Raw genomic sequence first — 17,762 nt, 5'->3', positions numbered from 1 at the left:
ACCCAGCCCCCTCTCTGCCGTACACTGCGCGATTGCGACAGTGTTTGTCGCATTGCCGAAAACCTTGTGCAAACAGGGTTTTGCGCTGTAACAAGTTGTCGCTTGGCCGCAAGGACAGGCGCGGATCAGTCCTTACAATCCCCCCATCGCTCGCCACTTCCAGGCCAGCGTTCCTCATCAGGAGACTCAGATGTCCGTTGAGCAAGCCCCGGTGCAACGTGCCGATTTCGACCAGGTCATGGTCCCCAACTATTCCCCGGCGGCCTTCATTCCTGTGCGAGGCGAGGGTTCCCGTGTCTGGGATCAGTCGGGTCGCGAGCTGATCGACTTTGCCGGTGGCATCGCGGTCAACGCCCTGGGCCACTGCCACCCGGCACTGGTCAAGGCCCTGACCGAGCAGGCCAACACCCTCTGGCACGTATCCAACGTATTCACCAACGAGCCGGCCCTGCGCCTGGCCCACAAGCTGGTGGATGCCACCTTTGCCGACCGTGCATTCTTCTGCAACTCCGGCGCCGAATCCAACGAGGCCGCCTTCAAACTGGCCCGGCGCGTTGCCCATGACCGCTTCGGCCCGGAAAAGCACGAAATCATTGCCACCGTGAACAGCTTCCACGGCCGTACCCTGTTTACCGTCAGCGTCGGCGGCCAGCCGAAGTATTCCGACGGCTTCGGCCCGAAGATCACCGGTATCAGCCATGTGCCCTACAACGACCTGGAAGCACTGAAGGCACAGATCTCCGACAAGACCTGCGCCGTGGTGATCGAGCCGATCCAGGGCGAGAGCGGCGTGGTGCCGGCCGACAAGGCCTACCTGGAAGGCGCACGCAAACTGTGCGACGAGCACAACGCCCTGCTGATCTTCGACGAAGTGCAGACTGGCGTGGGCCGTACCGGTTCGCTGTATGCCTACCAGCACTACGGTGTGACCCCGGACATTCTGACCAGCGCCAAGAGCCTGGGCGGTGGCTTCCCGATCGGCGCCATGCTGACCACCACCGAGCTGGCCAAGCACCTGGCCGTCGGCACCCACGGCACCACCTACGGCGGCAACCCGCTGGGTTGCGCGGTGGCCTGCGCGGTGCTGGACGTGGTCAACACCCCGGCAACCCTGGCTGGCATCAAGGCCAAGCACGAGCGCTTCAAGGTGCGCCTGGAACAGATCGGCCAGAAGTACCAGCTGTTCACCCAGGTGCGTGGCGTTGGCCTGCTGCTGGGCTGTGTGCTGGCTGATGCCTGGAAAGGCAAGGCCAAGGACGTGCTCAACGCCGCCGAGAAGGAAGGCGTAATGGTGCTGCAGGCTGGCCCGGATGTGGTCCGCTTTGCCCCAAGCCTGGTGGTTGAAGACGCCGACATCGATGAAGGCCTGGATCGCTTCGAGCGCGCCGTGGCCACCCTGACCCAGGGCTGAGCAGCCTGAGGTCCTATCGCCGGCAACGATGACTGAGCCGGGCCGGCGGTACCCGATTCCCGTGCAGGTGCCGGTGCACCTGCCGTTTTTTCGTGCCGCCATGAGCGGCCCGTATTCCAAAGGAGTGACACCATGCTGGTGATGCGCCCCGCGCAAATGGCTGATCTGAACGAAGTGCAGCGCATGGCTGCAGACAGCCCCATTGGTGTCACCTCGCTGCCGGACGACACTGCTCGCCTGGGCGACAAGATCGCCGCTTCCGAGACTTCCTTCGCCGCCGAGGTCAGCTTCAACGGTGAAGAAAGCTACTTCTTCGTCCTTGAAGACAGCGAAACCGGCAAGCTGGCAGGCTGCTCGGCGATCGTCGCTTCGGCCGGCTACTCCGAGCCGTTCTACAGCTTTCGTAACGAAACCTTCGTGCACGCTTCGCGCGAGCTGAAGATCCACAACAAGATCCACGTGCTGTCGTTGTGCCATGACCTGACCGGCAACAGCCTGCTGACCAGCTTCTATGTCCTGCCGGAGCTGGTGAACAGTGGTTGGGCCGAGCTCAATTCGCGTGGTCGCCTGTTGTTCATGGCGTCGCACCCTGAGCGTTTCGCCGATTCGGTGGTGACCGAGATCGTCGGCTACAGCGACGAGCAGGGTGAATCGCCGTTCTGGGATGCCATCGGTCGCAATTTCTTCGACCTCAACTACGCCGACGCCGAGCGCCTGTGCGGCCTGAAGAGCCGTACCTTCCTCGCCGAGCTGATGCCGCACTACCCGATCTACGTGCCGCTGCTGCCTGACCTGGCGCAGGAAGCGATGGGCCAGGTGCATCCGCGGGCACAGATCACCTTCGACATCCTCATGCGCGAAGGCTTCGAAACCGAGCACTACATCGACATCTTCGATGGCGGCCCGACCCTGCATGCGCGTACTTCGGGCATCCGTTCGATCGCCCAGAGCCGCGTGGTGCCGGTGAAGCTCGAGGACGCCCCGGTCAAGGGCGGGCGCCCGTACCTGGTGTGCAACGGCCTGCTGCAGGACTACCGCGCGGTGCTGCTGGACCTGGACTGGGTGCCCGGCAAGCCGGTCAGCCTGAGCCTGGCAGCCGCCGATGCGCTGGGGGTGGGCGAGGGGGCCAGCGTGCGTCTGGTTGCGGTCTGAGGTCTGGCAACAGACGTTTGCGGATTGATGCGTTAGCAGAGTTTCGCGCCGGCCGCCGCCGTCGCACAAGGAGATAGCATGATCGTTCGTCCTGTACGCAGCAGCGATTTGCCTGCGTTGATCGAATTGGCACGCAGCACCGGAACCACCGGGCTGACCACGCTGCCGGCCAACGAAGAGCGCCTGGGGCATCGCGTTGGCTGGGCGGAAAAAAGCTTCCGTGGTGAAGCCGAGCGCGCCGACACCGACTACCTGTTCGTGCTGGAAAACGACGAAGGCCTGGTGGTGGGCATCAGTGCCATTGCCGGTGCCGTCGGCCTGCGCGAGCCCTGGTACAACTACCGGGTCGGGTTGACCGTCAGCGCCTCGCAGGAGCTGAAGATCTACCGCGAAATCCCCACTTTGTTCCTGGCCAACGACCTGACCGGCAATTCCGAGCTGTGCTCGCTGTTCCTGCGCAGCGACTACCGCTCAGGGCTCAATGGCCGCCTGCTGTCGCGGGCGCGCATGCTGTTCATGGCCGAATTCCCCGAGCTGTTCGGCAAGAAGATCATCGCCGAAATGCGCGGCATGTCCGACGAGCAGGGCCGGTCGCCGTTCTGGGAAAGCCTGGGCCGGCACTTCTTCAAGATGGAGTTCAGCCAGGCCGACTACCTCACCGGCGTGGGCAACAAGTCGTTCATCGCCGAGCTGATGCCGAAGTTCCCGCTGTACACCTGCTTCCTGTCCGAGGCGGCACGCAACGTGATCGGCCGCGTGCACAAGGACACCGAGCCGGCGCTGGCGATGCTCAAGCAGGAAGGTTTCAACTACCAGGGCTATGTCGACATTTTCGACGCCGGCCCTGCTATCGAATGCGATACCGACAAGATCCGCGCCGTGCGCGAAAGCCAGACCCTGGTGCTGGCCGTGGGCACGCCGGGCGATGACGCCACCCCTTACATCATTCACAACCGCAAGCGCGACGACTGCCGCATCACGGCCGCACCTGCGCGGCTGGCCGCCGGTACCCTGGTGGTCGACCCCTTGACCGCCAAGCGCCTGCGCATGGGTGCCGGCGACAATGTGCGCGCGGTGCCGCTGTCGGCAAGCCGGGAGGCCAAATAAATGACCACGCATTACATCGCCGGCAACTGGCAGGCCGGCCAGGGCGAAACCCTGCAATCGCTCAACCCGGTCACGCAGTCCGTCATCTGGCAAGGCCAGGGCGCTGACGCCAGCCAGGTGGATGCCGCCGTGCAGGCCGCCCGCCAGGCCTTCCCGGCCTGGGCGCAACTGAGCCTGGAAGCGCGTATCGACGTGCTGGAAAAATTTGCCGAGCAGCTCAGGACGCATGCCGAAGCGCTGGCCCAGTGCATCGGCGAGGAAACCGGCAAGCCCCTGTGGGAGTCGGCCACCGAAGTCACCAGCATGGTCAACAAGGTGGCGATCTCGGTACAGAGCTACCGCGAGCGCACCGGTGAGAAGAGTGGCCCGCTGGCCGATGCCACGGCAGTGCTGCGGCACAAGCCCCACGGTGTGGTGGCGGTGTTCGGCCCATACAACTTCCCCGGCCACCTGCCCAACGGCCATATCGTGCCAGCACTGCTGGCGGGTAACTGCGTGGTGTTCAAGCCTAGCGAGCTGACCCCCAAGGTCGCCGAGCTGACGGTCAACTGCTGGATCGCCGCCGGCCTGCCGGCGGGTGTGCTGAACCTGGTGCAGGGCGCGCGTGAAACCGGCGTGGCGCTGGCCGCCAACCCGGGTATCGACGGCCTGTTCTTCACCGGCTCCAGCCGTACCGGCAACCTGCTGCACCAGCAGTTCGCCGGCCGCCCGGACAAGATCCTGGCCCTGGAAATGGGTGGCAACAACCCGCTGCTGGTAGACGAGGTCAAGGACCTTGACGCAGCGGTGTACACCATCATCCAGTCGGCATTCATTTCTGCCGGCCAGCGCTGCACCTGCGCCCGCCGCCTGCTGGTGCCGCAGGGCGCCTGGGGGGACAGGTTGATCGCGCGCCTGGTCGAGGTGTGCAAGACCATCACGGTGGGTGCGTTCGACCAGCAGCCAGCGCCGTTCATGGGCTCGGTCATTTCGCTGCAGGCAGCGCGGGCGTTGCTGGCGGCCCAGGCCGAGCTGGTCGCCAAGGGCGCCGTGCAGCTGCTGGAAATGACCCAGCCGCAGGCCGATGCCGCGCTGCTGACCCCGGGTATCCTCGACGTCAGTGCTGTCAGCGAGCGGCCGGACGAAGAATTCTTCGGCCCGCTGCTGCAGGTGATTCGCTACGCCGACTTCGATGCCGCCATCGAAGAAGCCAACAACACCCAGTACGGCCTGGCTGCCGGGCTGCTGTCCGACTCCCGCGCCCGCTACCAGTACTTCTGGCTGCGCAGCCGCGCCGGCATCGTCAACTGGAACAAACAGCTGACCGGCGCCGCCAGCAGCGCGCCGTTCGGTGGTGTCGGCGCCAGTGGCAACCATCGCGCCAGCGCCTATTACGCCGCTGATTACTGCGCTTACCCCGTGGCCTCGCTGGAGACCGCCAGCCTTGCCTTGCCGGCGACCCTCACGCCGGGCGTCACCCTATAACAACAGGTCTCGGAGCCTAGCCGATGAAATCCTATGAAGTGAATTTTGATGGCCTGGTCGGGCCTACCCACAATTACGGCGGCCTGTCCTACGGTAACGTGGCTTCGCAGAGCAACAGCCAGCAGGGGTCCAACCCGCGCGAAGCCGCGCGCCAGGGCCTGGCGAAGATGAAAGCGCTGGCCGACATGGGCTTCAAGCAGGGCGTGCTGGCGCCGCAGGAGCGCCCGGATGTGGCGGCGCTGCGCCGCCTGGGCTTCAGCGGCAGCGATGCCGAAGTGATCCAGCGCGCTGCCAGGGAAGCCATGCCCTTGCTGGTGGCCAGCTGTTCGGCCTCGAGCATGTGGGTAGCCAACGCCGCCACGGTCAGCCCCAGTGCCGACACGGCCGATGGTCGCGTGCATTTCACCGCTGCCAACCTCAACTGCAAGTACCACCGCAGCATCGAACACCCGACCACCAGCCGCGTGCTGGGGGCCATGTTCAGCGATGAACAGTATTTTGCCCACCATGCGGCGCTGCCTGCCGTGGCCCAGTTCGGCGACGAAGGCGCGGCCAACCACACGCGTTTCTGCCGTAGCTACGGCGAGGCTGGCGTGGAGTTCTTCGTCTATGGCCGCAGTGCTTTCGACAGCCGCTACCCGGCGCCGCAGAAATACCCGGCCCGGCAAACCCTGGAGGCCTCGCAGGCGGTGGCCAGGCTGCATGGCCTGAGCGAGGGGGGCGTGGTCTACGCTCAACAGAACCCGGCGGTGATCGACCAGGGCGTGTTCCACAACGACGTGATTTCGGTGGGTAACGGCGAGGTGCTGTTCTACCACGAGGACGCTTTCCTCGACACCGACACGGTACTTGGCCAACTGCGAGCTAAACTGGCCAGCAAGGGTGGCAACTTCCAGGCCATCTGCGTGCCGCGGGCAGCGGTTACGGTAGAGGACGCGGTGCGTTCCTACCTGTTCAACAGCCAGCTGCTCAGCCGCGAGGACGGTTCCATGCTGCTGGTGGTGCCGGAAGAGTGCCGCAACAACGAGCGGGTCTGGGCCTACCTGGGCCAGCTGACCAGCCACGGCGGCCCGGTGAAGGAGGTCAAGGTGTTCGACCTCAAGCAGAGCATGCAGAACGGTGGCGGCCCGGCTTGCCTGCGTTTGCGTGTGGCGTTGAAGGAATCGGAACTGGCAGCGGTCAACCAAGGCGTTATCATGACCGCCCCGCTGTACGACACCCTGGTGCAGTGGGTCGACAAGCATTACCGTGATCGCCTTGGCGAAGCGGACCTGGCCGACCCGCAGCTGTTGCTGGAATGCCGTACGGCACTGGACGAACTGACCCAGATCCTGAAGTTGGGCTCGGTGTATCCGTTCCAACGCCAACCTTGAAGAGAGACTTTGCAATGACCGACGCCCTGCGCCTGATCCTCGAAGATGAAGACGGCACCCAGCTGGAGACCTCCTGCACCCGCTTTGCCGTGGTCTGGCAAGGCAAGGAAGTGTGGATTCAGCAGGATGGCCGTGGCCAGCTGCTGATCGGCGTGGATGTCGAGGAAGACGACACCGAGTATGCCAACCTGTTGCTGCGGCCGATGGCCACCAACCTGGTCAGCCTGCAACTGGAAATGGAGCCGGCGGAGCTTGGCGAAGACGAAGATCACGTCCATGGCCCCGACTGCGGCCACCACCACTAAGGAAGTCCCTATGCTCGCCCTTGGCAAATTGCTTGAGCTGACCCTCACCGATCACGAACCGGCCGAGAAGACCCAAGTGACCCCCAAGGGCGTGCGTTTGCGCTGGCTAGGGGAGGGCGCGCTGGAAGTGCGCCCGGCCGAAAGCGACGATTGCGGGCTCGACTTGCTGTTGTCCGCGGGTATCCACGGTAACGAAACGGCGCCGATCGAGTTGCTCGAACGCCTGTTGCATGGCGTGGCCAACGGCAAGATCATACCCCGGGCGCGGGTGCTGTTCCTGTTCGGCAACCCGGCGGCCATCCGCAAGGGGGAGCGCTTCATCGAGCAGGACATCAACCGCCTGTTCAACGGCCGCCACGAGCTGTCCAGTGGCTTCGAGGCCTTGCGTGCGGCCGAGCTGGAACAGTTCGCCCGGGTGTTTTTCAGCAAGCCGGGGCGCCAGCGTCTGCATTACGACCTGCATACCGCCATTCGCGGTTCGAAGATCGAGCAGTTCGCCTTGTACCCCTATAAAGAGGGGCGCAAGCATTCCCGTCGCGAGCTGGCCCGCCTGGCCGCAGCGGGCATGCAAGCCGTGCTGCTGCAGAGCAAGTCATCGATTACCTTCAGTGCCTTCACCTATGAGCAACTGGAGGCCGAAGCCTTTACCCTGGAGTTGGGCAAGGCCCGCCCGTTCGGCCAGAACGAGCTGGTCAACCTCGACAGGCTGGAACAGCGCCTGATCCAGATCATCGAAGACGCCGAGCCGGAAGATGAAGGCTCGCTGGATGGCTTGCAGCTGTTCAGTGTTTCCCGCGAGATCATCAAGCACAGTGACAGCTTCCACCTGCATCTGCCGGCGGACATCGAGAACTTCTCCGAGCTGAGCAAGGGCTACCTGCTGGCCGAGGACCTGGCGGAGACCCGCTGGGTGGTGGAAGAGGAGGGGGCGCGCATCATCTTCCCCAACCCCAAGGTCAGGAACGGCTTGCGCGCCGGCATCCTGATCGTGCCCGATTCAGGGCAGCGGTTGGGGTGATTGGCTGTCAGCCTGTCCCGGCGTTGACGCCGGGACAGGCTGAAATCGTCCCCGGTTTGCCCATGAAACGCTTTTAATTCACCGCCTGTTCCATTTTCCCTCCCCCTGAGCGGTAATTGGCTTGCCAGTGGCGAAAGGCAGGCTTTAGCATCCGGCCATGTCGTTTTCGTTTGCATAGCCCGAAAAACCGTCCAAACGATGGTTTCTATCGTATAAACACACTGCATCGAGACCGCAGGACCGATATAATGCGGCCCTTTGCCGTCGTTTCGTCGACGCGTTTGCCCAACAGGGCTGCCGTTTCCGTGGAAGAACCTATGAAAAGCGCAGAAATCCGTGAAGCCTTCCTTCGCTTCTTCGAAGAGCAGGGACATACCCGAGTCGCCTCCAGTTCGCTGATCCCGAACAACGACCCGACCCTGCTGTTCACCAATGCCGGCATGAACCAGTTCAAGGACTGCTTCCTCGGTGCGGAGAAGCGTGCCTACACCCGTGCTGTAAGCAGCCAGAAGTGCGTGCGCGCCGGTGGCAAGCACAACGACCTGGAAAACGTCGGTTACACCGCGCGTCACCACACCTTCTTCGAAATGCTGGGCAACTTCAGCTTCGGCGACTATTTCAAGCGCGACGCCATCACCTTCGCCTGGACCTTCCTGACCTCGGAAAAGTGGCTGAATCTGCCCAAGGAAAAGCTCTGGGTAACGGTCTACGCCACTGACGACGAAGCCTACGACATCTGGACCAAGGAAGTCGGCGTGCCAGCCGAGCGCATGGTGCGTATCGGCGACAACAAAGGCGCCCCGTACGCCTCCGACAACTTCTGGACCATGGGCGACACCGGCCCGTGCGGCCCGTGCACCGAGATCTTCTACGACCACGGCCCGGATATCTGGGGTGGCCCACCCGGCTCGCCGGAAGAAGACGGCGACCGCTACATCGAGATCTGGAACAACGTCTTCATGCAGTTCAACCGCACCGCCGATGGCGTGCTGCACCCGCTGCCAGCGCCGTCGGTGGACACCGGCATGGGCCTGGAGCGTGTCAGCGCGGTACTGCAGCACGTGCATTCGAACTACGAGATCGACCTGTTCCAGAACCTGCTGGCTGCCGCGGCCAAGGCCATCGGCTGCAGCAATGACGGCCAGGCTTCGCTGAAAGTGGTGGCCGACCACATCCGTTCGTGCGGCTTCCTGATCGCCGACGGCGTGCTGCCGTCCAACGAAGGCCGTGGCTACGTGCTGCGCCGCATCATTCGCCGCGCCTGCCGCCACGGCAACAAGCTGGGTGCCAAGGGCAGCTTCTTCTACCAGATCGTCGCCGCGCTGGTCGCCGAAATGGGCGAAGCCTTCCCGGAGCTGAACAGCCAGCAGGCGCATATCGAGCGCGTGCTCAAGGCCGAAGAAGAGCAGTTCGCCAAGACCCTGGAGCAGGGCCTGCGCATCCTCGAGCAGGACCTGGCGCAGTTGAAGGGCGACGTGGTACCGGGTGACGTGGTGTTCAAGCTGTACGACACCTATGGCTTCCCGATGGACCTGACTGCCGACATCGCCCGCGAGCGCGAACTGACCATCGACGAAGCCGGCTTCGAGCGCGAAATGGACGCCCAGCGTGAGCGTGCCCGCTCGGCCAGCGCCTTCGGCATGGACTACAACAGCCTGGTCAAGGTCGACAGCGCCACCGAATTCCTCGGCTACGAGGCTACCGAAGGCCAGGGCAAGGTCATCGCCCTGTACAAGGACGGCCAGGCCGTCGACCAGCTGGGTGAAGGCGAGCAGGGCGTGGTCGTGCTCGACCGCACGCCGTTCTACGCCGAGTCCGGCGGCCAGGTGGGCGACACCGGCTACCTGCAGGCTGGCGCTGCACGTTTCGACGTGCGCGACACCACCAAGACTGGCGGTGCCTTCCTGCACCACGGCGTGGTCGCCAGCGGTGCGCTGCTGATCGGTTCGTCGGTCGAGGCCAAGGTCGATGCCGAGGTGCAGCACGCCACCTCGCTGAACCACTCGGCCACCCACCTGCTGCACGAAGCGCTGCGCCAGGTGCTGGGCGAGCACGTACAGCAGAAGGGCTCGCTGGTCGACAGCCAGCGCCTGCGTTTCGACTTCAGCCACTTCGAGGCGGTGAAACCGGAGCAGATCAAGGCCTTGGAAGACATCGTCAACCGCGAAGTGCGCAAGAACACTGCGGTGGAAACCGAACTGACCGACATCGAAACCGCCAAGGCCAAGGGGGCCATGGCGCTGTTCGGCGAGAAGTACGGCGACACCGTGCGTGTGCTGAGCATGGGCGGCGATTTCTCGGTGGAGCTGTGCGGCGGTATTCACGCCAAGCGCACCGGTGACATCAGCCTGTTCAAGATCATCAGCGAAGGCGGTGTGGCCTCTGGCGTGCGCCGTATCGAAGCGGTCACCGGCGCTGCGGCGCTGGCCTACCTGAACGCTGCCGAAGAGCAGGTCAAGGAAGCCGCGCAACTGGTGAAAGGCAACCGTGACAACCTGATCGACAAGCTGTCGGCTGTGCTCGAGCGCAACCGCCAGCTGGAGAAGCAGCTGGAGCAGCTGCAGGCCAAGGCCGCCAGCGCCGCCGGGGATGATCTCTCCAACGCGGCCGTTGAGGTCAAGGGCGCCAAGGTGCTCGCCGCCCGCCTGGACGGGCAGGACGGCAAGGCCTTGCTGGCGCTGGTCGATCAACTGAAGAACAAGCTCGGCCACGCAGTGATCCTGCTGGGCAGCGAGCATGAGGGCAAGGTCGTGCTGGTGGCCGGTGTGACCAAGGACCTCTCCAGCCAACTCAAGGCTGGCGATCTGATGAAACAAGCCGCTGCGGCGGTGGGTGGCAAGGGCGGTGGCCGTCCGGACATGGCCCAGGGTGGCGGCGTCGACGTCGCTGCACTGGACCAGGCCCTGGCGCTGGCCGTGCCATTCGCAGAGCAGGGACTTTGAGATGGGTCGGCCAGTGGTCTAGTCACTGGCCGACCCATGTTGGATTGTTTTTTGGGGCCCTGTATGGGCTGAGGCACCATTGAAATGGCGTTGATCGTACAGAAATTTGGCGGCACCTCTGTCGGTTCCATCGAGCGGATCGAGCAGGTAGCCGATAAGGTCAAGAAACACCGTGAGGCGGGCGACGACCTGGTGGTTGTGTTGTCGGCCATGAGCGGTGAAACCAATCGCCTGATCGACCTGGCCAAGCAGATCAGCGATCAGCCGGTTCCACGCGAGCTGGACGTGATCGTGTCGACCGGCGAGCAGGTCACCATTGCCCTGCTCGCCATGGCCCTGATCAAGCGCGGTGTGCCAGCGGTGTCCTACACCGGCAACCAGGTGCGCATCCTCACCGACAGTGCGCACAACAAGGCGCGCATCCTGCAGATCGACGACCAGAAGATCCGTGCCGACCTCAAGCAAGGCCGCGTGGTCGTGGTAGCGGGCTTCCAGGGCGTCGACGAGCACGGCAACATCACCACCCTGGGCCGTGGCGGCTCCGACACCACCGGCGTGGCCCTGGCGGCAGCGCTGAAGGCCGACGAGTGCCAGATCTACACCGACGTCGACGGCGTCTACACCACCGACCCGCGCGTCGTGCCACAGGCCCGGCGCCTGGAGAAGATCACCTTCGAAGAGATGCTGGAAATGGCCAGCCTCGGTTCCAAGGTGCTGCAGATCCGCTCGGTGGAGTTCGCCGGCAAGTACAACGTTCCGCTGCGCGTGCTGCACAGCTTCAAGGAGGGTCCGGGTACCCTCATTACCATTGATGAAGAGGAATCCATGGAACAGCCGATCATTTCCGGTATCGCCTTCAACCGTGATGAAGCCAAGCTGACCATTCGCGGCGTGCCGGACACCCCGGGCGTGGCTTTCAAGATCCTCGGCCCGATCAGCGCCTCGAACATCGAGGTCGACATGATCGTGCAGAACGTTGCCCACGATAACACCACCGACTTCACCTTCACCGTGCACCGCAACGAGTACGAGAAGGCGCAGAGCGTGCTGGAAAACACCGCGCGCGAAATCGGCGCCCGTGAAGTGATCGGCGACACCAAGATCGCCAAGGTCTCGATCGTTGGCGTCGGCATGCGTTCGCACGCCGGTGTGGCCAGCCGCATGTTCGAAGCCCTGGCCAAGGAGGGCATCAACATCCAGATGATCTCTACCTCCGAGATCAAGGTTTCGGTCGTGATCGAAGAGAAGTACCTGGAGCTGGCCGTACGCGCGCTGCACACCGCGTTCGAGCTCGACGCTCCGGCACGACAGAGCGAGTAAAACGCTGCCTGGAAGGGCGCGGCTTGCCGCGCCCTTCGCGTTTCTGCTTGCCACGCAGGCCCTGTCCTGGCCTGCGTGGCAGGCAACCGAGGCCCGAGTCGTCGTCCACGACCGGCCGCGATACCCAAGACTGTTACCCCTGTATGTTTCGCGTAAGGAGAAAGCTATGTTGATTCTGACTCGTCGGTGCGCCGAGAGCCTGATCATTGGAGACGGCGAGATCACCGTGACGGTGCTCGGTGTCAAAGGCAACCAGGTGCGTATTGGCGTCAGCGCCCCGAAAGAAGTGGCCGTTCACCGCGAGGAAATCTACCTGCGGATCAAGAAGGAGAAGGACGAGGAGCCAAGCCTTTAATTTTTTTGAAGTTTTTTTCAAAAAAAGGGTTGCAAACGAGGAAGGCTGTGTTTAATATTCGCCTCGTGTTGCGGTGAGGTGGCCGAGTGGCCGAAGGCGCTCCCCTGCTAAGGGAGTATACCTCATAAGGGTATCGGGGGTTCGAATCCCCCCTTCACCGCCATTATTCGCTTAGGGCGCTGTAACCAGCAAGAACGCTAAGTAGTTGATTTTAAACGAAAAAGTTCTTGCAAAAATGTTTCAGCGACCTATAATGCGCGGCAAGACACGGACTCATAGCTCAGCTGGATAGAGTACTCGGCTACGAACCGAGCGGTCGGAGGTTCGAATCCTCCTGAGTCCGCCACTTTTGAAGTGGCTTTGTTTGCAAGGCTACTTCAAACCACCAGTGGTAACCTGGTCTAAAAATACCAACCACGGACTCATAGCTCAGCTGGATAGAGTACTCGGCTACGAACCGAGCGGTCGGAGGTTCGAATCCTCCTGAGTCCGCCACTTTTGAAGTGGCTCTGCTTGCAAGGCGACTTCAACCACCAGTGGTAACCTGGTCTAAAAATACCACCACGGACTCATAGCTCAGCTGGATAGAGTACTCGGCTACGAACCGAGCGGTCGGAGGTTCGAATCCTCCTGAGTCCGCCATACCCCATCAAGAAGCCCGCTCAGTTGAGCGGGCTTTTTGTTTTCCTCGCCAATGAATTGTTGGTGATGTCGATCTAAGCTCTCCTGTAGATGTGGCGTTTGGCTTTGCGGTCGGGCAGGGCCCGAGACCAACCCGTCAGGCATACACATCCAGGCAAGCACATGTGCTTTAACCGCCAGATCCGCCGTCGCACTGATAGCTTCGAGCGTTGTCCCAGCTTTATCACGCAAACGATTGTTCTGGCCAAAATTTTCAGCGATCTGACAGCTTTAGCAGTGTATGATTGCGCCCGTCAGCCCCGCCGGGGCTTGTGGAAAACCACCATGGACTTACCCAGTAGTTACTCGCTAACAAGATTCGTACAGAAAGATCTGACCGATTGATTCTCCCGGCGTGCTCCGCTGCTGGGAGTGGAGTTCGCCTATGACTGAAGTAGAAGTAAAAAAAGCGCAGGAAAGCCTGCAGGACCGCCTGGCCCAGGTGGTCGAACTGCTGCAACGCCAGCGCGTGGTCGAAGACCTGACACACCGTCAGGAAGGTGCCCACCACGACCTGGTGGAAAACCTCGTTCACCGTCAGAACCTTGTCGAGCTGCAGCGCAAGCTCGATGACCTGCACCCCGCCGACATCGCCTATATCCTCGAAGCCTTGCCCCTGGAAGACCGCCTGACGGTCTGGCAGCTGGTGCGCTCGGATCGCGACGGCGACATCCTCCTGGAAGTTTCCGACGCTGTGCGGCAATCGCTGATTGCCGACATGGACGATCACGAGCTGCTCGCCGCCGCCAAGGAAATGGACGCCGACGAGCTCGCCGACCTGGCGCCTGAGCTGCCGCGTGACGTTATCCACGAGCTGATGGAAACCCTCGATGCCCAGCAGCGCGAGCGCGTGCGTTCGGCGTTGAGCTACGACGAGGAACAGGTCGGTGCGTTGATGGACTTCGAGATGGTCACCATCCGCGAAGACGTCAGCCTGGAAGTGGTGTTGCGCTACCTGCGCCGCCTGAAAGAACTGCCGAACCACACCGACAAACTGTTCGTGGTCGACTATGACGGTATTCTCAAGGGCGTGTTGCCGATCAAGCGGCTGCTGGTCAACGACCCGGAGAAGAAGGTGGCGGAGGTCATGGCGACCGACCCGGTGTCCTTCCACCCCGAGGAAGATGCCTATGATGCTGCGCAAGCCTTCGAACGTTATGACCTGGTGTCTGCGCCGGTGGTGGACAAGAACGAGCGCCTGATCGGCCGTCTGACCATCGATGAGATGGTCGACCTGATTCGTGAGGAAAGCGAAAGCGAAGTGCTGAACATGGCCGGTTTGCGCGAAGAGGAGGACATCTTCGCCTCGGTCTGGCGTTCGCTGCGCAACCGTTGGGCCTGGCTGGCCATCAACCTGATTACCGCTTTTGTCGCTTCGCGGGTGATTGGCCTGTTCGAAGGCTCGATCGAGAAGCTGGTAGCCCTGGCCGCCCTGATGCCGATTGTAGCGGGTATCGGTGGCAACTCCGGCAACCAGACCATCACCATGATCGTGCGTGCCATGGCGCTGGACCAGGTATCGCCAGGCAACACCAGCCGGCTGATGCGCAAGGAGCTGGCGGTATCGCTGCTCAACGGCCTGATCTGGGGTGGGGTGATCGGGGTAGTGGCGTTCTGGCTGTATGGCAGCTGGTCACTGGGCCTGGTGATGACTGCGGCAATGACCCTGAACCTGCTGCTGGCGGCCTTGATGGGGGTGCTGATTCCGATGACCTTGACACGCCTGGGCCGCGACCCGGCAATGGGCTCCAGTGTGATGATCACTGCGGTTACCGACAGTGGCGGGTTCTTTATCTTCCTCGGCCTGGCCACGTTGTTCCTGCTGTAACCCGGCCTCTTGCGCTGACGCAGTCCCTGTAGGACCGCGTCTGTTGCAGGACCATCCGCGCATAAAAAAAGCCAGCTTGCGCTGGCTTCTTCATGTTCGCTGAACGCCTCAGGAGGCGTCGGCGGCCATTTCCACATCGTGAGCGATGAGGGCGACCAGTGCGTTCTGCTGGCGGTGGGACAGCTGGCGGAAGCGTTGCAGCAGCTCGCGCTCATGCAGGGACAGTTCAGGGCTGTCCATGCGCATGCTCAGCTCGTCGCCCAACGCACCTTCCTGGATAAGGCTCTGCTCCAGGCGCGCGATGATCTCGGAGTTCATGCTGCGGTGATGGTTGCGCGCTACCTCGGCAATGCGCTCACGCATCCCGTCTGGCAGGCGGACGACGAACTTGTCAGCAGTGCGGCTCGAATAAATAGCCTGTTTCATTGGGCGCATATAAATTGACCGGATTTTGGTTCAGGGGAAGCGGTTCTCAAATTGGCCGCACGGGGTGGTAGTACGACCGTGGCGACGACAAAATGTTCAACCGCCAGTGAAAAATGGATGTTCATCTTGCTTCATGGTCGCCGTTTCCTTGGCGTCAATTCTGTGACAAATAGTGATCTGGATAAAGGCTTTGTGCCAGTACCAATTATCAGAAATGAGCACTGGTTTGAAAAGTTTTACATGCGCCGGCTGAGGAAACTGTCAGCCTTTTGCCGTCAAAAACTGGTAAAACGCAGCAAAAGTCCGAGAAAAGCCCTAAAATGCGCCGGTTTCCTTCCATAGAGCATAGTGGCTATGCAACATGACGCAAGCGATCGCCGATCAGGGACAGGCCGGTTGATATACCTGGTAGGACCGTCGGGCTCAGGGAAAGATTCCCTGATCGACGCTTCACGTGAGCGACTTGCAGCCGCCGGGGTGGAAATTGCCCGCCGCGTGATTACCCGCTCGGCCGAAGCCAAGGGCGAAGCTGCCCATGGCGTCACGGCCGAACAGTTCGAGGCGCTGCGTGCGCACGCTGCGTTTGCCATGCACTGGCGCGCCAATGGCCTGGATTACGGTATTCCCCGGCAGGTAGACCACTGGCTGGCGGAGGGCAGGGCAGTACTGGTGAATGGCTCGCGGGCTTATCTGGCCGAAGCGCGCAAGCGCTACCCCAATCTTCTGGCGGTGCGGGTCCAGGTCAAGCCCGAGGTACTGCGCCAACGCTTGCACGCACGTGGCCGGGAAACCGCGGACGAAATCGAGCAGCGCCTGGCCCGTAACGAGCGCTTGCAGGCGATGGCCGACCCGACTGTGCATGTGCTGGACAACTCCACGACCCTGGAGACAGCGGTCGAAAGCCTGTTCGCGTTGCTGCGTGATGAAGGTGTGCTGGCGCAGGTGTAGCATTGGCAGAAAAGGATTACGCGAAAAAGCCTGGTTGAGGCATGACAAACGCCAGCATGCTGGTTAACATGCTGGCCGTCCCGCTGTGCAGCGCTCGCTGTCGGCGCTTGCGTCTCAGTAGCTCAATTGGATAGAGCATCCCCCTCCTAAGGGGAAGGTTGCAGGTTCAATTCCTGCCTGGGACGCCATTTCACCTTTCCCCTTTTCCTGTCTCCAGGCCGCACTTCGGCTGAGGTGGCATACCGGTTGTCATATCGAAGAAAATGAGCCTGGCCGCTATTCCGATGGCGGCACGCTGGGCATATGCTTGCCCGTCAGGAAATGATCTTGCCGCCTGCGGCATTTACCACCTTGTCGGCAGCCCCTTGATCGGAGCGCAGTTGCTGGGCATCAGGGAGAGGGCCATGAGTCAGCAAACCGCGCCGGTACCTGCCGGCTTCAGTGAGCAGCAACTGCATACCTTGTTCGATCTGATCAGCGACGGTATCTGGGACTGGAATGCCAACACCGGCTACGTCTATCGCAACCCGGGCTGGTACGCCATGCTCGGCTACCCCAGCCATTCGCTGGCCAATTCGGTGTTCACCTGGGAAAGCGTGATTCACCCGGAAGACTACCCTCGGGTCATGGCGCATTTCGAGGCATACCTCAACCAGCGCAACGAGCGTTATCTGGTTGAATACCGCTGCCGCTGTCACGACGGCAGCTACCTGTGGGTCGAAGACAGTGGCTACATCATTGCCCGTAACGAAGACGGCTCGGTGGCGCGCATGCTTGGTGCCCACCGCAACATCGATGCCGGCAAGCGCCTGGTGGCGCAGCTGGAGCAGAAGAACCTGTCGCTGGAAAGCCTGGTGGCCGAACGCACCCGCGAGCTGTCCTGGGTGAACGAGCAGTTGCAGCGCCAGTTGGAGGAAAACCGTGAGTTGGCAGAGCGCGATGCGTTGACGCGCATTGCCAACCGTTATCGGCTGGAGAAGGCCTTGCACCGGGAATGCGAGCGCGCGCAGCGTTTCCGCCAGCCGTTGGCGCTGATTGCCATGGACCTGGACGACTTCAAGCCGATCAATGACCGCTACGGCCATGCCCAGGGCGATGCGGCACTGGTGCGGGTGGCCGACAACCTGCGCACCTGCCTGCGTGAGCCGGACCTGCTGGCGCGCCTGGGGGGTGACGAATTCGTCCTGGTGCTGCCGCAGACCTCACTGGATGAAGCGCTGGAACTGGCGGCGCGATTGCGCCAGGTGATGGCGGCGGTGGAACCGGTGGGTGAGTGCCGGCTGACCATGAGCTATGGCGTGGTGCAGTGGCAGTCGGGAGAAGACCAGCATGCCCTGCTGGCGCGTGCCGACCAGGCGTTGTACCGGGCCAAGGATGCTGGCAAGAACGCCATAGCCGAGTAGGCAGGCCCTCCTGCACCGAGCGCGCCGGG

At 62.4% G+C, this 17,762-nt stretch carries 14 protein-coding genes and 5 tRNA genes; 18 read left to right on the top strand and 1 reads right to left on the bottom strand.

Annotated features, from left to right (window positions below; genetic code table 11):
- Positions 1-190: 190 nt before the first annotated feature.
- From ACLEJP_RS17920 to mgtE, 15 genes are all read left to right on the top strand, one after another.
- Complete coding sequence (locus ACLEJP_RS17920) at positions 191-1,411, top strand: aspartate aminotransferase family protein (RefSeq protein WP_225778727.1); 1,221 nt, start codon at positions 191-193, stop codon at positions 1,409-1,411.
- 132 nt (positions 1,412-1,543) lie between these two features.
- Positions 1,544-2,563 (top strand): arginine/ornithine succinyltransferase subunit alpha, encoded by a 1,020-nt coding sequence (gene aruF, locus ACLEJP_RS17915; protein ID WP_225778726.1) that lies wholly within the window; start codon positions 1,544-1,546, stop codon positions 2,561-2,563.
- A 78-nt stretch (positions 2,564-2,641) separates the two neighbouring features.
- Complete coding sequence (gene astA, locus ACLEJP_RS17910; RefSeq protein ID WP_063912885.1) at positions 2,642-3,670, top strand: arginine N-succinyltransferase; 1,029 nt, start codon at positions 2,642-2,644, stop codon at positions 3,668-3,670.
- Positions 3,671-5,134: a succinylglutamate-semialdehyde dehydrogenase gene (astD, locus tag ACLEJP_RS17905; protein ID WP_289130973.1), complete on the top strand. Its 1,464-nt coding sequence runs from the start codon at positions 3,671-3,673 to the stop codon at positions 5,132-5,134.
- A 23-nt stretch (positions 5,135-5,157) separates the two neighbouring features.
- Complete coding sequence (gene astB, locus ACLEJP_RS17900) at positions 5,158-6,507, top strand: N-succinylarginine dihydrolase (RefSeq protein WP_440808470.1); 1,350 nt, start codon at positions 5,158-5,160, stop codon at positions 6,505-6,507.
- A gap of 14 nt (positions 6,508-6,521) precedes the next feature.
- Positions 6,522-6,812 carry a topoisomerase II gene (locus ACLEJP_RS17895; RefSeq protein ID WP_440808469.1) on the top strand — a complete coding sequence of 97 codons (291 nt, stop codon included), beginning with the start codon at positions 6,522-6,524 and terminating at the stop codon, positions 6,810-6,812.
- A 10-nt stretch (positions 6,813-6,822) separates the two neighbouring features.
- Entirely contained in the window at positions 6,823-7,830 is a 1,008-nt protein-coding gene (astE, locus tag ACLEJP_RS17890) for a succinylglutamate desuccinylase (protein ID WP_440808466.1), read from the top strand.
- A 317-nt stretch (positions 7,831-8,147) separates the two neighbouring features.
- A complete protein-coding gene (gene alaS, locus ACLEJP_RS17885; protein ID WP_440808463.1) occupies positions 8,148-10,772 on the top strand; it encodes an alanine--tRNA ligase in 2,625 nt (874 codons plus the stop codon).
- A gap of 84 nt (positions 10,773-10,856) precedes the next feature.
- On the top strand, positions 10,857-12,092 hold the full coding sequence (locus ACLEJP_RS17880) for an aspartate kinase (protein WP_170031209.1): 1,236 nt from the start codon (positions 10,857-10,859) through the stop codon (positions 12,090-12,092).
- A gap of 166 nt (positions 12,093-12,258) precedes the next feature.
- Positions 12,259-12,447, top strand: coding sequence for a carbon storage regulator CsrA (gene csrA / locus ACLEJP_RS17875; protein WP_003254503.1), 189 nt, complete (start codon positions 12,259-12,261; stop codon positions 12,445-12,447).
- A gap of 72 nt (positions 12,448-12,519) precedes the next feature.
- Positions 12,520-12,610: transfer RNA gene (locus ACLEJP_RS17870), tRNA-Ser, on the top strand.
- A gap of 106 nt (positions 12,611-12,716) precedes the next feature.
- Positions 12,717-12,793, top strand: a tRNA-Arg gene (locus ACLEJP_RS17865).
- Between the two features lie 72 nt (positions 12,794-12,865).
- Positions 12,866-12,942 (top strand) — tRNA-Arg (locus tag ACLEJP_RS17860).
- Positions 12,943-13,012: 70 nt separating this feature from the next.
- A tRNA-Arg gene (locus ACLEJP_RS17855) sits at positions 13,013-13,089 on the top strand.
- Positions 13,090-13,513: 424 nt separating this feature from the next.
- Entirely contained in the window at positions 13,514-14,956 is a 1,443-nt protein-coding gene (mgtE, locus tag ACLEJP_RS17850) for a magnesium transporter (protein WP_170031207.1), read from the top strand.
- 108 nt (positions 14,957-15,064) lie between these two features.
- Here the strand turns inward: mgtE and ACLEJP_RS17845 are convergent, their stop codons facing one another.
- Positions 15,065-15,391, bottom strand: coding sequence for an Arc family DNA-binding protein (locus tag ACLEJP_RS17845; protein WP_060480503.1), 327 nt, complete (start codon positions 15,389-15,391; stop codon positions 15,065-15,067).
- A 345-nt stretch (positions 15,392-15,736) separates the two neighbouring features.
- Between ACLEJP_RS17845 and phnN the strand changes: the two genes are divergently transcribed.
- The 3 genes from phnN (at position 15,737) to ACLEJP_RS17830 (ending at position 17,733) form a co-directional block, all read left to right on the top strand.
- Positions 15,737-16,330: a phosphonate metabolism protein/1,5-bisphosphokinase (PRPP-forming) PhnN gene (gene phnN / locus ACLEJP_RS17840; protein WP_440808461.1), complete on the top strand. Its 594-nt coding sequence runs from the start codon at positions 15,737-15,739 to the stop codon at positions 16,328-16,330.
- 111 nt (positions 16,331-16,441) lie between these two features.
- Positions 16,442-16,518 (top strand) — tRNA-Arg (locus tag ACLEJP_RS17835).
- A gap of 216 nt (positions 16,519-16,734) precedes the next feature.
- Positions 16,735-17,733, top strand: coding sequence for a sensor domain-containing diguanylate cyclase (locus ACLEJP_RS17830; RefSeq protein WP_440808459.1), 999 nt, complete (start codon positions 16,735-16,737; stop codon positions 17,731-17,733).
- Positions 17,734-17,762: the final 29 nt, after the last annotated feature.

Origin of the sequence: Pseudomonas sp. SMV7 (genome assembly GCF_052041995.1) — a bacterium.
GTDB lineage: Bacteria > Pseudomonadota > Gammaproteobacteria > Pseudomonadales > Pseudomonadaceae > Aquipseudomonas.
This window is presented reverse-complemented; position numbering and strand designations above follow the sequence as displayed.

Excerpts from the sequence above, each read along its gene's own strand:
- ACLEJP_RS17920 (WP_225778727.1), top strand. The coding sequence starts at position 191 with ATGTCCGTTGAGCAAGCCCCGGTGCAACGTGCCGATTTCGACCAGGTC.
- aruF (WP_225778726.1), top strand. The coding sequence starts at position 1,544 with ATGCTGGTGATGCGCCCCGCGCAAATGGCTGATCTGAACGAAGTGCAG.
- astA (WP_063912885.1), top strand. The coding sequence starts at position 2,642 with ATGATCGTTCGTCCTGTACGCAGCAGCGATTTGCCTGCGTTGATCGAA.
- astD (WP_289130973.1), top strand. The coding sequence starts at position 3,671 with ATGACCACGCATTACATCGCCGGCAACTGGCAGGCCGGCCAGGGCGAA.
- astB (WP_440808470.1), top strand. The coding sequence starts at position 5,158 with ATGAAATCCTATGAAGTGAATTTTGATGGCCTGGTCGGGCCTACCCAC.
- ACLEJP_RS17895 (WP_440808469.1), top strand. The coding sequence starts at position 6,522 with ATGACCGACGCCCTGCGCCTGATCCTCGAAGATGAAGACGGCACCCAG.
- astE (WP_440808466.1), top strand. The coding sequence starts at position 6,823 with ATGCTCGCCCTTGGCAAATTGCTTGAGCTGACCCTCACCGATCACGAA.
- alaS (WP_440808463.1), top strand. The coding sequence starts at position 8,148 with ATGAAAAGCGCAGAAATCCGTGAAGCCTTCCTTCGCTTCTTCGAAGAG.
- ACLEJP_RS17880 (WP_170031209.1), top strand. The coding sequence starts at position 10,857 with ATGGCGTTGATCGTACAGAAATTTGGCGGCACCTCTGTCGGTTCCATC.
- csrA (WP_003254503.1), top strand. The coding sequence starts at position 12,259 with ATGTTGATTCTGACTCGTCGGTGCGCCGAGAGCCTGATCATTGGAGAC.
- mgtE (WP_170031207.1), top strand. The coding sequence starts at position 13,514 with ATGACTGAAGTAGAAGTAAAAAAAGCGCAGGAAAGCCTGCAGGACCGC.
- ACLEJP_RS17845 (WP_060480503.1), bottom strand. The coding sequence starts at position 15,391 with ATGCGCCCAATGAAACAGGCTATTTATTCGAGCCGCACTGCTGACAAG.
- phnN (WP_440808461.1), top strand. The coding sequence starts at position 15,737 with ATGCAACATGACGCAAGCGATCGCCGATCAGGGACAGGCCGGTTGATA.
- ACLEJP_RS17830 (WP_440808459.1), top strand. The coding sequence starts at position 16,735 with ATGAGTCAGCAAACCGCGCCGGTACCTGCCGGCTTCAGTGAGCAGCAA.